This is a genomic window from Hyphomonas jannaschiana VP2, assembly GCF_000685215.1.
Classification (GTDB): Bacteria; Pseudomonadota; Alphaproteobacteria; order Caulobacterales; family Hyphomonadaceae; genus Hyphomonas; species Hyphomonas jannaschiana.
Map to the genome: position 1 here is coordinate 75,901 of NZ_ARYJ01000001.1, position 14,926 is coordinate 90,826.

The window sequence follows — 14,926 nt, forward strand, 5'->3', positions numbered from 1 at the left end:
TCTCAGAAACTGTCTACGGCCCGCGACCGGCGCAGTTTCCGGGCCGGTGTGTGCGGGGCATCCGGTTCATGGCGGCCCAATACGTCGAGAAGCTGTTCGCGCAGGGACTCTTTGAGGGCAGCGTCCTGTTCCAGTTTCTTTCCGTCCTCGGTCTGCACATAGAAGGCATCGAACATGCGCTCGCCAAACGAGCCGACATGCGCCGAGTGGATCGAGACGCCGGCATCGGCCAGGCAGTTCGCCACATCATAGAGCAGCGCCGGACGGTCGCGCCCGGCAATGTCGATCACCGTATGATCGGCCGAGAGGTCATCACGGATCTGGACAGACGGGTGCACCAGGAAGGCCGCCTGACGCCGGCCCATCCGCTCGCGCACGGTCATGTCGCCCGGCTCACCGGCCAGCACTTTGCGCAGGGCCACTTCCAGCCGCTGCAGGCGGGCCGGATCGTCCTTGCCAAACGGCTTGTCCTGAATGTCGTGCAGCATGAACACGTCGATGATGCCGCCTTCGCGGCTGGTATAGACCTGCGCGGCAATGATGTTGGCGCCATTATGGGCGAGCGTGCCGGCAAGGTCTGCGAACAGGCCCGGCCGGTCTGCGCCGGAAACGAACAGCGCCATCGCGCCGCCCTCCAGCGACAGGCGGTGATGCACCTGGTCACCGCCGCCATTCAGGGCCTGCGCGTGCCACGCAAGGTCTTCGACGTCGAAGCCCGTCCAGTAGGCGGTTTCCATTTCCAGCATCAGCGGCGGAACCGTGCCGAGCCGGTCGACCAGTTCCTGCTGGCGGCGTTCGGCGCGGGCTTCGAGTTCGGCCTGCACGCCGGCCTCGTCCGTCCGCCCGCCGCGCAGCGCAGCGGCGGTGTTGTGATAGAGGTCCGTCAGCAGCTGGCCCTTCCAGGCGTTCCACACGCCGGGGCCGACGGCCTTGATGTCGGCAATCGTCAGAATGTAGAGCAACCGCAGCCGCTCCAGCGAGCCAACCATTTCGGTGAACTTGGTCACCGTGCGCGGATCGGAAATATCCCGCTTCTGCGCCGTCTCGCTCATCTCCAGATGGTGGCCGACCAGCCAGGCGACGAGCTCGGTCTCGTCTTCAGACAGGCCGAGCCGCTCACATGCCTTGCGCGCGGTCTTCATGCCGGCGATCTGCTGGTCGCCCTTCCCCTTGCCGGTGTCGTGCAACAGCATGGCGAGGTAGAGCGCACGGCGGTTCTCAATCAGGTCGAACAGTTCGCCGACCAGCTTGATCGGCTGTTCGTCGCGGCCATGCTCCATTTCGGAAATCGCTTCGACAGCGCGGATCGTATGCTCGTCCACCGTGTAGTGGTGGTACATATTGAACTGCGTCTGCGCGACGATGCCGCCGAATTCCGGAATGGCACGGCCGAGAATGCCGGCTTCGTTCATCCGGCGCAGGATCAGGCCGGGATCGTCCCCGCCGAGAATGGCATCAAGGATCAGCGCCTGCGCCTCCGGCTTCTCGCGCACCCGTTCATTCAGGGCACGGAGCGCCCGCGTCAGCAGGCTCAGCGCGTAGGGGTGGATGTCCTTGCCTTCATCGCGCGCCACAATGAACAGGCGCAGCATGTTCAGCGGATCGGACCGCATCGCCTTGTCGTCATCAACACTGACACGGCCATTGTCCAGAATGAAGCCCGGCGTATCCAGTTCCACCGGCCCGCGCACCGGCAGGAAGCGGCGCAGTCCTTCGGGCTTTTTCTTCTGGTCTGCTTCCAGTTTCGCCGCCAGGATCCGCGTCAGGCCGCCGACATCCTTGGTGACGAGGAAATAGCGCTTCATGAAGCGCTCCACCCCCTGCTGGCCTCGCCGGTCGCGATAGCCCATGCGGGCGGCGATCTCCGGCTGCAGGTCAAAGCTGAGGCGTTCCTCTGCCCGGCCGGTCACAAAGTGCAGGTGGCAGCGTACCGTCCACAGGAACCGCGCAGCACGGATGAAGACAGTGTATTCATGGTCGGTGAACGGCCCGGCCCTCATCACGTCTTCCAGCGTCACGCCGCCATAGATCTGCTTGGAGATCCAGTAGAGCGTCTGCAGGTCGCGCAGGCCGCCCTTGCCTTCCTTCAGGTTCGGTTCGACCACATAGCGCGCATCGCCTTGCCGGGCGTGGCGTGCATCCCGTTCGGCCAGCTTGTCGGCGATGAACTGTGCGTCGCGGCCCTTCACGGCGCCTTCATGGAAGGCTTCGACCATTTCGTCAGCCAGCGCCTCGTCGCCGCAGATATAGCGCGCATCCAGCAGACTGGTCTTGATGGTGACATCTTCCAGCGCCATCTTCACGCAGTCGCTCGGTGTACGGAAGGCATTCCCAACTTTCAGCCCCATGTCCCACAGGGCATAGAGCATGTACTCGACCACGCTCTCGGTGTGCGGGCTCACCTTGTAGGCACGCAGGAACAGCAGATCCGTATCCGAGGACGGTCCCATCACGCCGCGGCCATAGCCGCCGGTCGCCATGATCGCGATCCGTTCAGCCTCTGTCGGGTTGCGGGCCCGGTGCACGTGCGTGGTGGTGAAGTCGTAGAGGGCGCTGATCACTTCGTCCTGCACGGCGGATAGCAGCCGCGCCGTGTCCAGCCCGTCGGCCCCTTGCTGCAGGCGCTCCTGCGCGATCATGCGGCCGCGAAACATGGCCCCGTGCAACAGGTCCAGCGCCGCCTTGCGGGCCGCCTGGGGGTCCCCGTAATTGTCCTGCGCCGCAGCCGTCAGCTTCACGCGCAGGGCGCGGCCATCGATGATGTTGGAGATACGCCATTTCCCCGGCCGGCGCAGAAGCGGGCTGCGGGTTTCGAGGAGCGTCGGGGCCTTGCTGGGCGATGTGTTCATGGGGGCTGTCTATAGCAGGTTCCGGGGCGGGTTCTATGCACCCTTTTCCACACGGACCGGCAGGATGCGGGACTTCTTCACCACGCCATAGGCGAAACTGGTCTCGATCGAGGCGATTCCGGGCAGTTTCTGGATCGTGTGACGCACCAGCTGTTCGTAATCATCGAGACTGCGGGCAACGATTCGCAGCTCATAATCGGCCCCGCCCGTCATCAGGTAACAGTCGAGAATCGCTTCGGTTTCCGCGATTTTCTTCTCGAAGGCCTGCACGTTTTCCTGCGAGTGATTGGCGAGGCGGATGCGCACCAGGCAGGTGATGGGATAGCCGCAGGCCTTCTGGTCGACGAGGGCCGTGTAGCCCTGGATCACCCCGGCGGCCTCCAGGTTTCGCACGCGGCGCAGGCAGGGCGATGGTGAGAGGCCGACCTCCTCGGCGAGTTCGAGGTTGGTGAGGCGTCCATCGCGCTGCAGGGCGCGGATAATTCTGGCATCTATGGCATCCATGAGCGCCAGTATTGGCATATTATGCCAATTTACAAGCTTTCAGCGACGCAGTTCGGCACCCTTCGCCCACATTCCCATGGTAAAATCACCCACAAAGATGGAGATTCCCATGGCATTCGACGCATCCCGCCCCCTAGGCCCTGCCACCCGCGCCATTCATCATGGCTATGACCCGGCTAAAAACGACTATGCGCTGACTCCGCCGGTGCATCTGACGTCTACCTTTGCCTTCCCGGATGCGCAGACCGGCGGCGCGCTGTTTGCCGGCGAAGCGGAAGGCCACATCTATTCCCGCATCTCGAACCCGACCGTCGCCCTGCTGGAAGACCGCATCGCCAGCCTCGAAGGCGCCGAAGCGGGCCTCGCCACCGCCAGCGGCATGGGCGCGATCAGCTCCCTCATGTGGACACTGCTGGCCCCTGGCGACGAGATCATCACCGACCAGACGCTCTATGGCTGCACCTTCGCCTTCATGCGCGATGGCCTCTCCCGCTTCGGCGTGAAGATCACCCATGTCGACCTGCGCGACCCGGCAAACCTCTCCGCCGCCATCAGCGAGAAGACGCGGATCGTCTATTTCGAGACCCCGGCCAATCCGAACATGCGGCTTGTCGACATCCGCGAAACCTCCCGCATCGCGCACGCCCATGACGCGCTTGTGGTGGTGGACAACACCTACGCCTCTCCCCTGCTGACCCGGCCGATCGAACTCGGCGCGGACTTCGTCGTGCACTCGGCGACCAAATATCTCGGCGGGCATGGGGACCTTGTGGCGGGCATGGTGCTCGGCCGGGCGGAGGCGATCAAGGACGTCCGCATGATCGGCGTAAAGGACATGACCGGCTCCGTCATGTCGCCCTTCAATGCGATGCTGGTGATGCGTGGACTGAAGACCCTGCAGCTGCGCATGGCGCGCCATTGCGAGAGCGGGCAGAAAGTGGCGGAGTGGCTGGAAGCCCAGCCCGGCGTCGACACTGTCTACTATCCGGGCCTGCCGAGCCATCCGCAGCACACACTGGCGAAACGCCAGATGGACGGCTTCGGCGGCATGATCGCGTTCGAACTCGCCGGCGGTTACGAGGCCGGCATCAGGATGATGAACCGGCTGCAGCTGATCCGCCGCGCCGTCAGTCTCGGCGATGCCGAAACGCTGATCCAGCACCCGGCCAGCATGACCCATTCGACCTATACCGAAGAAGAACGCCTCGAACATGGCATCAGTGATGGCCTGATCCGCTTGTCCGTCGGATTGGAGGACGTCGAGGACATCCTGGCGGACCTTGAGGCGGCGCTGGTTTAGGGCCGGGGCCTAGCGCGCCAGGAACTCTTCCAGCGTTATGGTCCCGCTGACATCCGCATCGAAGCTTTGGAAGACCTGCCCGATGCGGAGTGCCATTTCGCCGGGGACCTCATCCGTCTTTCCAGTGGCCCAGCGCTGGTCTGCCGTTGCTGCAGCAAACTCTTCCGCCGTGTCGCCCTGCCCGAAAGCCAGCCCCGCCGCCATGCCGGCCACAAATGCCCGCGCCAGATTGTCTGTGGGCGCGGAAAACTCTTTCAGTGCGATGACCCCATCCTGATCGGCATCGAGACGGTGAAACCTGAGGGTCGCATCTGCGATATAGTGAAGGCGGAATTCCTCTGGCGTCACTTCGCCATCCGCATTGGTATCCTGCTCCAAAAACTGGTTATGCACCATGTTGGTCAGCCGCGTGCGAAGCCTGTTTGCGTCGCCAGCCTCCATCGTATCGAAGGATTGCGGCAGATACGGCTCGAGGATTTCTCTTTCCGTGAGGCGACCATCGGCATTCGCGTCTTGCGCCTTGAAGCTGACCTTCCATGACGGCACATCATCGGCCCGCCCCGGCAGTGCGGAAAGACTCGCCCCGCCAACCACAAGGGCCGCCACCCCACCTGCCCGGACCCACCAAGGCGTGCGCCGGATCGCCTCGATAGGCCGGGCAACCATGGGCTGGTGAAATCGCGCCACATATTCCTCGATCAGGCGGCGGATGGCGCCGGAGGCCGTCTCGCCCTGCTGTTCGCAGGTTTCGTGAAAGGCCTGCTTGGTTTCAGGCGAGAGACGCACCTCGATCTTGTCGGTCTTTTTCGATCTGCGCTGGTCCGCCATCGCTGCCTCCGTTTGCTTGCCCTCATCACAAGCGAAACGGGTGCAGCCTGCCAACCCCCGATTGTGTCAGGAAGGCCGAATTTCGTGTCATGACATGCGGGAAACAGCGCTTGGTGGACGGCTCAACCCTACTCCACCGGGCTCTGTTCGTTCAGCAGGTCGGCTTCCTTGCTGCTGGCGCGTTCGGCGTCGACTTTTTCGTCGATCGTGTTGTCGGCGGCGACGTCTGCGGCTTCGCTCGTATCAAGCGGCGCTTTGGGGCGCGGCTGTTCCGGTGGGCTGGCGGCACGTCCGTCCGGCTTCGTGCTTTTCAGCGCGTCTTCCACGCCGCTGTCGAAGCGGACGCGGTAGATCGGTTCCGGCAGGGTGAAGCCGCCGCTCTCGAGCGCGTCCTTGGTCGCTGCGATGGCGAGGCCGCGGGCCTTGCCGAAATTCGTCTCCCGCTGGTCGACCCAGCCCATGAAGCGCAACACGATATTCGAGTCACCGACCGTCTGAATGTAGGCCTCCGGCTCCGGATCTTTCAACACGAACGGCAGCGCCTTCATCCGGTCGAGGCCGAGTTGCATGGCCGCTACCGGGTCGTCGGCGGCATCGACACCGAGATCAAACTGGAAACGGCGCTCTGGATTGCGGGTGTAGTTCAGGATCACCGCCTTGAAGACAGTGGAGTTTGGAATGCGGAGGTGATTGCCATCCAGCGTCATCAGAACGGTGGAGCGGGAGGTCAGCCGCATCACCTTCCCTTCATGCTGGTCGATCACGACATGCTCGTTCGCGCGGAAAGGCTGGCGGACGCTGAGCATGATGGAGGAGATATAATTCTCCAGCGTGTCGCGCACTGAGAAGCCGATGGCGAGACCGATGACCCCGGCCCCGCCGAGGATCGTGCCCATCATGGCCGTGGCGCCGAGAATGTTCATCGCCGCAATCAGCGCCACCAGCAACATCACGATCCGGAAGGCCCCGGAGACCAGTTCCACCAGGAACGGATTGGGCAGGATGAGGCGCCAGAAGCTGCGCCAGGAAGCGAGCAAATGTCCCAGCAGCGCAATCACCAGGAACACGCCGAGCGACACGCCGTATAGCGGCAAGGCGCGGTAGACCTTCTGCAGCCGGCCTGACGGATCCCCGAAGATCGGGGGCGAGCTGTCCTCCACGGCAAGGCGCCGCTCGATCTGGTTCTCCACCGTGACGACGCCATTGACGCGCAGGGCGATCTCCTCGGCGCGGGTCACGGCAGCACTGCTGGCCACTTCACCGCCCAGCGTGACCACGCCATGGTTCACCTCGACCGTCACCCGGCGGAGCGTCGCGATCTCGGCGAAAATGTCGGAGATGCGGGTCTTGATCTCCGTATCGCTCGCCTGCGGGGGCGGGGTCTGGATGGCAGGCGTCGGATCCACCGGGGGCTCCGGCGCCTGAGCTAGTGCAGCAGGGCTCATCAGTATGAGGCACAGCACCAACAGGCCGGTATGGAGCCAGCCTGTCAGCCGTGCGGGCATGCCGCTCAGGTTTCTGTTCGGGTTCACCCTTCCAGAATACACGAGATGCAGGAAGGTTCCATCCGGAGCGTTCCGGACTAGCCCACCACCTCTAACTCATCCCCAAACCAGAGGGGGGAGTTGGCGAGGTCGATGAATTTCTTCTCGTCCTCCAGCAGTTCGGCGCCGGCTTTTGCCGCCGCCTCGCTGGTGTTGGCGGCCATCGCCTCCTCGCTTTCGAACCAGAGTTCGGCAACGCCGTCATAGGAGGGCGGCCCGCCGCGGCTGGCCTGCATGCCGGCATTCATTTCATCATAGGCCGTATGGTTCTGGACGTAGCGGAGGATGCCGAGCGTCTTTGCGTGCTTGGCCACCAGCGGGGCGTGCGTCTCGCGCCAATAGGTCTGGAACTCCTCCCGCGTGAGATGCGGGAGGCGCCGCAGGCAGAATGTCAGCTTGATCACAGCAGGTCTCCGCCCGCTGCGGCAGCGCTGGTGCCGTCCTTCTTGAAGGCGCGGATCACGTTCTTGCCGGTGATCCATTTGTGCACTTCATCCGGCCCGTCGACGAGGCGCTGGGAGCGGATGTGCGTGTACCAGGCGGCCAGCGGCGTATCGAGCGAATAGCCAAGCGCGCCGTGCAGCTGGATCGCGGTGTCGACCACCTTGTGCACCATGTTGGCGAGGAACACCTTGGCGATGCCGTTCTCCTGCCGGATGTCCATGCCGTTCTCGGCCTTGTAGGCAATGTGCATCAGCATCAGGCGTGCGATGTAGAGCTGGCTGGCGCATTCGGCCAGCATGAACTGGACACCCTGCCGGTCTTCCAGTTTCTTGCCGAAGGTCTCGCGGCTGGTGACATGTTCCGTCGCCAGATCAAGTGCACGCTGGGCCATGGCGACATTGTGCATGCCATGGCGCAGGCGCCCATAGGCGAGCCGGTGCTGGCCCATGGCAAAGCCCTGCCCTTCGCCGCCGAGCAGGTTCTCTTCCGGCACGACGAGGTTCTCGATCTTCACCTCGGCATGGCCGCCGCCCATCTCGGCATAGTGCGGGCCATGCACCGCCATGGTGGGGATGTCGCGAATGATGTTGTAGCCGGGGTTCGGCAGTTCCACGATGAAGGTGGAATATTGCTGGTGGCGCGGCGCCTCCGGATTCGTCTTGGCCATGACGACCGCAATGTCAGCGGCAGTGGCGGCGGACGAGAACCATTTCTCACCATTAAGGACGTAGTTGCCCTTGCCGTCTTTCACGGCCGTTGTCTGCATGCCGGTCGCGTCGGCGCCGGCGGCCTTTTCCGTCATCGAATAGCAGATCCGCTTTTCGCCATTGATCAGCGGCTTCAGGTATTTCTCTTTCTGGAAGTCGGTGCCGTGGGCCAGCAGGGTCAGCATGGTCGCATCGTCCGGGCCCTGCGAGTTCATGGAGAGCGCGCCGAGATGGCTCTGCCCGAGTTCCATCTGCACCAACGCATTGGCCAGCGGGCCGAGCCCCATGCCGCCATGCTCGACCGGGAAGAAGGGCAGCCACAGGCCTTGCGCGCGGGCCTTCTTGCGCAGTTCCGCCAGCACGTCCTTGTAGGGTTTGCCGGCCGCCATTTCCTTCTCGGCGGGGATGCATTCCTCCTGCACCCATTTGCGCACGCGTTCGCGGACTTCTTTCGCTTCTTCCGGTATCGTGAAATCAATCGCCATGTTTCGCTCCCTTGTTTTTCTGACAGCGAGGCTAGTGCCAACCGCCGCGCCCGCAAGCCTGACTTCGCGTCAGACCGGGCCGGGCCGGATCGGGGCGCACCTTTCATTCTGGCGGGATCACCCTTACCTCTACGGCATGACACAGGATCATTCCGGCCATCACGATCACGAAGGGTCCGGCAGCCACTGCCACCATGACCATGGGGCGAAACCGGACAAACCCGACAGCGCCTATGATTATATCCCGCCCGGTTATACCGGCACGGTGTGGACTTGTCCGATGCACCCGCAGGTGCGCGAGACGTCCAATACGGGCTGCCCGATTTGCGGCATGGCGCTGGAAGCGGAAACCGCGACAGCAGAAGAGGACACGTCCGAACTGGACGACATGACACGGCGGTTCTGGGTGGGCGTTGTCCTCTCCATACCGCTGCTGGTGCTGACAATGGGCGAGATGATCCCCGGCGTGTCTCTGCCCGGCTTTACGAAGACGCCCGCCTTCAACTGGGTGCAGGCGGCGCTGGCGACGCCGGTCGTAGCCTGGTGCGGCTGGCCATTCTTCGTGCGCGGCTGGCGCTCTGTCGTGAACCGCAGCCCGAACATGTTCACCCTGATCGCGCTCGGCACAGGCGTCGCCTATCTCTATTCGCTGGCTGCCACGGTGGTGCCGGGCATCTTCCCGGACACCCTGCGCGGACATGACGGGCGCGTGCCGGTCTATTTCGAATCCGCCGCCGTGATCACGACGCTTGTGCTGCTGGGGCAGGTTCTGGAGCTGCGCGCCCGGCGGGCCACGTCCGGCGCGATCCGCGCCCTGCTGCAGCTGACCCCGCCGACGGCCCGCATCGTCCGAGAGGATGGGACGGAAGAAGACATCGAACTGGAAGAGGTGAAAACCGGCGATCGCCTGCGCGTACGCCCCGGCGAGAGCGTGCCGGTCGATGGCGAGATCCTCGAAGGAAATTCCAGCGTGGACGAGTCCATGGTCACAGGCGAACCGGTGCCGGTGGAAAAGGCGAAAGGCGACACGGTCACCGGCGGCACGGTGAACCAGACCGGAACCTTCGTCATGCAGGCCACCCATGTCGGCGACGAGACGCTGCTGTCGCGCATCGTGAAGATGGTGGCCGAGGCCCAGCGGTCCCGCGCACCGATCCAGGGCCTTGCCGATACGGTCTCCGGCTGGTTCGTGCCAGCGGTGGTGCTGGTCGCGGTGACGACCTTCGTCATCTGGCTGCTCGTCGGACCTGAGCCGCGCTTCGCCCACGCGCTCGTCAATGCCGTCGCGGTGCTGATCATTGCCTGCCCCTGCGCGCTTGGCCTCGCGACACCCATGTCGATTATGGTGGCCACCGGCAAGGGCGCGCAGGCGGGCGTGCTGATCCGAAATGCCGATGCGCTGGAGACGATGGAAAAGGTCGATACGATTGTCGTCGACAAGACCGGCACGCTGACCGAAGGCCACCCGGAACTGGTGACCGTGGAACCGGTAGAGGGATTTTCGGAAGAAGACCTGCTGACGCTGGCCGCCGGGGTCGAGACCTCGTCCGAACATCCTCTCGCCGCCGCCATCGTACGCGGCGCGGAAAAGCGTGACCTGAAACCGGGCAAAGCCTCCGGCTTCCAGTCGACCACCGGCGAAGGCGCCGAAGCCGACGTGGACAGCCGCAAGGTGGCGGTCGGCAATGCGAAGCTGATGCAGCGGATCGGCGCCTTTGACGAGGTACTCGCCAGCAAGGCAGATGATTACCGGGCCAAAGGCCAGACCGTCATGTTCGTCGCCGTGGACGGCTCCCCTGCCGGCCTGATCGGCGTGGCCGACCCGATCAAGGAAACCACGCAGGACGCCATTGACCGTCTGCATGCAGAAGGCCTGCGGGTCGTCATGCTGACCGGCGACAATGAGACCACCGCCCGCGCGGTCGCCAAGACGCTCGGCATCGACGAAGTCCATGCCGATGTCTCCCCGGAAGACAAGAAAGATGTTGTCGCGAAACTGCAGGAAGGCGGCGCCGTGGTGGCCATGGCCGGTGACGGCATCAATGACGCGCCCGCCCTCGCCCTCGCCAATGTCGGCATCGCCATGGGCACCGGTACGGATGTCGCCATGGAAAGTGCCGGCGTCACGCTGGTGAAAGGTGACCTGATGGGCGCAGCAAAGGCACGAACGCTCAGCCACGCGACGATGCGCAACATCCGCCAGAACCTGTTCTTCGCCTTCGTCTACAACTCGCTGGGCGTGCCCGTAGCGGCGGGGATCCTCTACCCCGTCTTCGGCCTTCTGCTCAGCCCGATGATCGCGGCAGCGGCGATGAGCTTGTCTTCTGTTTCCGTCATAAGCAACGCATTGCGGCTTCGTGCGTTGAAGCTTTAAGCAGCACGGACAAACCCGCGGGAAAATCGAGTGAGTGAAGACCAGTACAAGCAGGGATCGCTGACGCTTTCGGGCACAGTTGCCATGGGCACCGGTGTCATGATCGGTGCCGGTATCTTTGCGCTGACAGGACAAGTTGCCGAACTCGCCGGCAGCCTGTTTCCGCTGGCCTTTCTGGCGGCAGCGATCGTGAGCGGTTTCAGCGCCTATTCCTACATCAAGGTGTCGAACAAGTATCCGAGCGCGGGCGGCATCGCCATGATCCTGAAACGTGCCTATGGACCGTCGACCGTCACTGGCGGCGCGGCCCTGCTCATGGCCTTCTCCATGATTATCAATGAAAGTCTCGTCGCCCGCACCTTTGGCACTTACACCTTGCAGCTTTTCGGGATCGAAGGTGGCATACTCGTGCCATTGCTTGCGGTTGGCCTGGTTGTTCTCGCCTTTGTGATCAATATCGCCGGCAACCAACTGATCGACCGCATCTCTCAGATTACAGCAGTCCTGAAGATAGGCGGGATCCTGATCTTTTCCCTGGTGGCGCTCTGGGCAGCCGGCTTCGGTTTTCAACCCGCAGAAAAGGATCTTGTCAGCGGCACCTCGCCCGGCGGCTTCCTGGCCGGCATCGCCCTGGCCATCCTTGCCTATAAGGGCTTCACGACAATCACCAACAGCGGCGACGAGGTGAAAGACCCGGAACGGAATGTCGGGCGGGCGATCATGATCTCGCTGGCGATCTGCACCTTCGTCTACCTTCTTGTCTGCTTCGCCGTCGGCTCCAGCCTGACAGTGCCGGAAATCATTGCAGCGAAAGACTACGCGCTGGCAGAAGCCGCCCGGCCTGCGCTGGGCAATTACGGGCTGTGGTTCACCGTCGCGATCGCCATCATTGCGACAGCATCCGGTCTGCTCGCCAGCCTGTTCGCGGTGTCGCGCATGCTGGCCATGCTGACCGATATGAACCTCATCCCGCACAAGCATTTCGGCATGCCGGGCACGGTCCAGCGCCACACGCTCGTTTACACTGTGGTCGCCGCCGCGCTTCTTGCTGCCTTGTTCGATCTCAGCCGGATCGCGTCTCTCGGCGCGATCTTCTATCTTGTGATGGACATCATCATCCACTGGGGCGTGTTCCGGCACCTCAGAAAGGATGTCGGGGCGGCATCAATTGTTCTGGTCACAGCCATGGGGCTGGATGCTTTCGCGCTCACCGCGTTTCTTGTCCTGAAGTGGCAAGCCGACCCGGCCATTGTCCTTATCGCTGCATCGGGCGTCCTGATTATCTTCGCATTCGAACGCTTTTTCCTGAAAGTGTGGCGAAACGAATAGGCGCCAGACAGCAATCCGGCGCCCCATGCACTGTTCCGTTTACTGTGTTCAGGAAGGCTCAGCCTGTCCGTAATCCACCTGCGTGAGATAGAGCCCGTCCGCCGGGGCGATGGGGCCGCACTGGGTGCGATCGGCAGCGGCGAGGATGTCGGCAATCCAGCCAACCGGCTGCTTGCCCCGGCCGACATCGACCAGGCTACCAACCATGGAGCGCACCTGCCGGTGGATGAAGCTCTGCGCCCGGCAGGTGACGATGATCCGCTCCCCTTCCTGCCAGACCCTGATTTCGTTCAGCGTCTTCACCGGCGTCAGCGCCTGGCAGTCTGAATCGCGGAACGTGCTGAAGTCGTGCGTGCCGACCAGCGCCTGCGCGGCCTCATGCATCTTCTCTGCACTGAGTTTCGACGGCACCCGCCAGGCAAGCCCCCGCTCGAGCGCAAGGTCTGCACGGCGGTTCACGATCACATAGCGATAGTGGCGCTGGGTCGCGTTGAAGCGGGCGTGAAAGTCCTCCGTCACCTCTTCGGCCTTCAGCACGGCAATCGGGTGCGGGCGCAAGTGAAAATTCATCGCGTCAGCCACTTTGCGGCCGCGGTCTGTCTGCAGATCCATATGCGCGACCTGGCCGGTGGCATGCACGCCGCTGTCTGTGCGCCCGGCGCCGAAGATTTCGACCGGTGCCCCATCCAGCTTCGCAGCCGCCGCCTCCAGCGTACCCTGGATCGTGGGCACGCCGGGCAGCTTCTGCCAGCCCTGGAACGGGCCGCCATGATATTCGATGAGAAGTCTGTAGCGAGGCATCGGCCCGCCCCTAGCCGAAGGCAGCCGGATACGTCAATTCGCCCTCTGCCGGGGCCCCGGGATTGATGACCCGCGCCATGAAGGCCGGTCCCGACCAGGGTGCCTTGAACGGCCGTGCCAGGTCGGCCGAAAAACCGAACGCGGTATAGAATTCCGGATGGCCCAGAACGAAGACAATACTCTCGCCCCGGCCGGTCATGACCGTCAGGCCCATGCGCACCAGGGAGCTGCCGATACCCCGTCCCTGCGCCTCGGGTCTTACACTCATCGGCCCCAGACCGACGCCGGCGGGTTTTCCACCTATGAGAATACGGAAAAACTCGATATGAGCGACAAGCTCATCGTCCCGATGCGCCACAAGGGACAGGAGCGAGTCCTGGTCTGCGTGAAGCCGGCGGACAATCGCCGCTTCTTCCGGACCATTGAAAGCCAGTCTGTTTAGTTCTGAAACTGCATCAAGATCAGCAGGTTGGAGGCGGCGGATCCACGTCTTGTTCATGTCTGAGCCATTCTGGTCGCATGGTGTGAAGCGCGCGTCCACCCCGGCGCACGCCAAACGACAGCAAATTGATCGGCACTCGGCAACCGCCCCCCAGCAGCGCCTTCACCCTAAACGGGAACTGCTGTAAATACAACACAATTGCAGGTTTTCGCCGGTATCGCGGCCCTAGAACAGCATCGTGTCCGGAGGAATGGGCTGGCCATTCAGGAAGCGGACGGCATCCAGCGGTTTTCCGCCCGGTTTCTGCAAACGGGTGATCCGGACGGTCCCGCCATCCCCACAGGCCACCAGCAGATTGTCGTCCAGAACCATGCCGGCCGGGGCCGAGGTCTCCTGGCCTGACCGGCGCGCGCCGAGCAGTTTCAGCCGCGTGGGCGATTCATCGCCGGGCTGGGTCCAGTTGCACCAGGCGCCGGGAAATGGCGACAGGCCGCGGATATGGCAATCCACCTCACGGGCCGGACGGTTCCAGTCGACTTTCTGGTCTGCCGGCCCGAGCTTGTGGGCGTAAGTGATGCCCTCTTCCGGCTGCGGCTGAGGTGTCAAACTGCCATCCGCAAGGCCGGCGAGTGCGGCCGGGGCCAGCTCGGCGGCGAGGTCTGCCAGCCGGTCATGCACGCTGCCGGCTGTGTCTTCGGTGGTGACCGGTGTGCGGCGGGAGGCAAGCACCGGGCCGGTATCGAGCCCGGCATCCATCAGCATCGCGTCGACGCCCGTCTCGTCATCGCCCGCCATGATGGCGCGCTGGATCGGCGCGGCGCCCCGCCAGCGCGGCAGGATCGAGGCATGCATGTTGAGACAGCCAAGGCGCGGCGCGTCCAGAATCGCCTGCGGCAGGATCAGGCCATAGGCGACGACCACGGCCGCATCGAGGCCGAGCGCGGCGAATGCTTCCTGCTCGGGCGCTTTCTTCAGGCTCTTCGGGGTACGGACTTCGAGGCCCTGGCTTTCAGCATAGGCATGCACAGGTGTCGGGGTCAGCTTCTTGCCCCGGCCGGCCGGGCGCGGCGGCTGGGAATAGACACAGGCGATTTCATGCCCGGCAGCGATCAGCGCCTTCAGGACATCGACGGCAATGTCCGGGCTGCCCATGAAGGCGATACGGAGCGGTCTAGTCATGCAAGCTCTCTTCCAGGCCCAGCGAGGCTAACGGAACCATCCGAACCCGCCATAGCGGATTCCGCCATTCAGGCTGAGCCAGAGCACGACACCACCAGAAATAAGAGCCGCGAGCAGCAACCGGAACCATGTCTTTGCGA

Annotated in this window: 12 protein-coding genes; 3 read left to right on the forward strand and 9 right to left on the reverse strand. The window is 63.6% G+C overall.

From position 1 onward, the window contains the following. Positions 1–2: 2 nt before the first annotated feature. Positions 3–2,849 carry a [protein-PII] uridylyltransferase gene (locus HJA_RS00345; protein WP_081814436.1) on the reverse strand — a complete coding sequence of 949 codons (2,847 nt, stop codon included), beginning with the start codon at positions 2,847–2,849 and terminating at the stop codon, positions 3–5. A 33-nt stretch (positions 2,850–2,882) separates the two neighbouring features. Continuing rightward, a complete protein-coding gene (locus tag HJA_RS00350; protein WP_035571329.1) occupies positions 2,883–3,353 on the reverse strand; it encodes an Lrp/AsnC family transcriptional regulator in 471 nt (156 codons plus the stop codon). Between the two features lie 109 nt (positions 3,354–3,462). Here HJA_RS00350 and HJA_RS00355 point away from each other — a divergent pair, with 109 nt between their 5' ends. After that, entirely contained in the window at positions 3,463–4,653 is a 1,191-nt protein-coding gene (locus HJA_RS00355) for a methionine gamma-lyase (protein ID WP_035576867.1), read from the forward strand. Between the two features lie 9 nt (positions 4,654–4,662). Here HJA_RS00355 and HJA_RS00360 read toward each other — a convergent pair whose 3' ends face one another. From HJA_RS00360 to HJA_RS00375, 4 genes are all read right to left on the reverse strand, one after another. Continuing rightward, the gene (locus HJA_RS00360; RefSeq protein WP_035576871.1) at positions 4,663–5,481 is read right to left on the reverse strand and encodes a hypothetical protein; all 819 of its coding nucleotides are present in this window, start codon (positions 5,479–5,481) and stop codon (positions 4,663–4,665) included. A gap of 128 nt (positions 5,482–5,609) precedes the next feature. Further along, entirely contained in the window at positions 5,610–6,887 is a 1,278-nt protein-coding gene (locus HJA_RS00365) for a mechanosensitive ion channel family protein (RefSeq protein WP_206741645.1), read from the reverse strand. 176 nt (positions 6,888–7,063) lie between these two features. Next, positions 7,064–7,429 carry an EthD domain-containing protein gene (locus tag HJA_RS00370; RefSeq protein WP_035576875.1) on the reverse strand — a complete coding sequence of 122 codons (366 nt, stop codon included), beginning with the start codon at positions 7,427–7,429 and terminating at the stop codon, positions 7,064–7,066. Continuing rightward, positions 7,426–8,661, reverse strand: a complete 1,236-nt coding sequence (locus tag HJA_RS00375) for an acyl-CoA dehydrogenase family protein (RefSeq protein ID WP_035576877.1) — start codon at positions 8,659–8,661, stop codon at positions 7,426–7,428. The genes HJA_RS00370 and HJA_RS00375 overlap by 4 nt, the downstream gene beginning before the upstream one ends. 136 nt (positions 8,662–8,797) lie before the next feature. Between HJA_RS00375 and HJA_RS00380 the strand changes: the two genes are divergently transcribed. Continuing rightward, the gene (locus HJA_RS00380; protein WP_035577835.1) at positions 8,798–11,035 is read left to right on the forward strand and encodes a copper-transporting P-type ATPase; all 2,238 of its coding nucleotides are present in this window, start codon (positions 8,798–8,800) and stop codon (positions 11,033–11,035) included. A gap of 30 nt (positions 11,036–11,065) precedes the next feature. Further along, entirely contained in the window at positions 11,066–12,364 is a 1,299-nt protein-coding gene (locus tag HJA_RS00385; RefSeq protein ID WP_035576878.1) for an APC family permease, read from the forward strand. A 48-nt stretch (positions 12,365–12,412) separates the two neighbouring features. Here HJA_RS00385 and truA read toward each other — a convergent pair whose 3' ends face one another. The 3 genes from truA to fmt all read right to left on the reverse strand — a co-directional run bounded on the left by truA (position 12,413) and on the right by fmt (position 14,786). Beyond that, positions 12,413–13,165 carry a tRNA pseudouridine(38-40) synthase TruA gene (truA, locus tag HJA_RS00390; protein WP_035576880.1) on the reverse strand — a complete coding sequence of 251 codons (753 nt, stop codon included), beginning with the start codon at positions 13,163–13,165 and terminating at the stop codon, positions 12,413–12,415. 10 nt (positions 13,166–13,175) lie between these two features. Continuing rightward, entirely contained in the window at positions 13,176–13,664 is a 489-nt protein-coding gene (locus HJA_RS00395) for a GNAT family N-acetyltransferase (RefSeq protein WP_035576882.1), read from the reverse strand. A 168-nt stretch (positions 13,665–13,832) separates the two neighbouring features. After that, positions 13,833–14,786, reverse strand: coding sequence for a methionyl-tRNA formyltransferase (fmt, locus tag HJA_RS00400; RefSeq protein ID WP_035576883.1), 954 nt, complete (start codon positions 14,784–14,786; stop codon positions 13,833–13,835). Between the last annotated feature and the right edge of the window lie 140 nt (positions 14,787–14,926).

What these genes read in the sequence shown, in the direction of transcription:
- HJA_RS00345 (WP_081814436.1), bottom strand. Translation starts at nt 2,849, where the DNA reads ATGAACACATCGCCCAGCAAGGCCCCGACGCTCCTCGAAACCCGCAGC.
- HJA_RS00350 (WP_035571329.1), bottom strand. Translation starts at nt 3,353, where the DNA reads ATGGATGCCATAGATGCCAGAATTATCCGCGCCCTGCAGCGCGATGGA.
- HJA_RS00355 (WP_035576867.1), top strand. Translation starts at nt 3,463, where the DNA reads ATGGCATTCGACGCATCCCGCCCCCTAGGCCCTGCCACCCGCGCCATT.
- HJA_RS00360 (WP_035576871.1), bottom strand. Translation starts at nt 5,481, where the DNA reads ATGGCGGACCAGCGCAGATCGAAAAAGACCGACAAGATCGAGGTGCGT.
- HJA_RS00375 (WP_035576877.1), bottom strand. Translation starts at nt 8,661, where the DNA reads ATGGCGATTGATTTCACGATACCGGAAGAAGCGAAAGAAGTCCGCGAA.
- HJA_RS00380 (WP_035577835.1), top strand. Translation starts at nt 8,798, where the DNA reads ATGACACAGGATCATTCCGGCCATCACGATCACGAAGGGTCCGGCAGC.
- truA (WP_035576880.1), bottom strand. Translation starts at nt 13,165, where the DNA reads ATGCCTCGCTACAGACTTCTCATCGAATATCATGGCGGCCCGTTCCAG.
- HJA_RS00395 (WP_035576882.1), bottom strand. Translation starts at nt 13,664, where the DNA reads ATGAACAAGACGTGGATCCGCCGCCTCCAACCTGCTGATCTTGATGCA.
- fmt (WP_035576883.1), bottom strand. Translation starts at nt 14,786, where the DNA reads ATGACTAGACCGCTCCGTATCGCCTTCATGGGCAGCCCGGACATTGCC.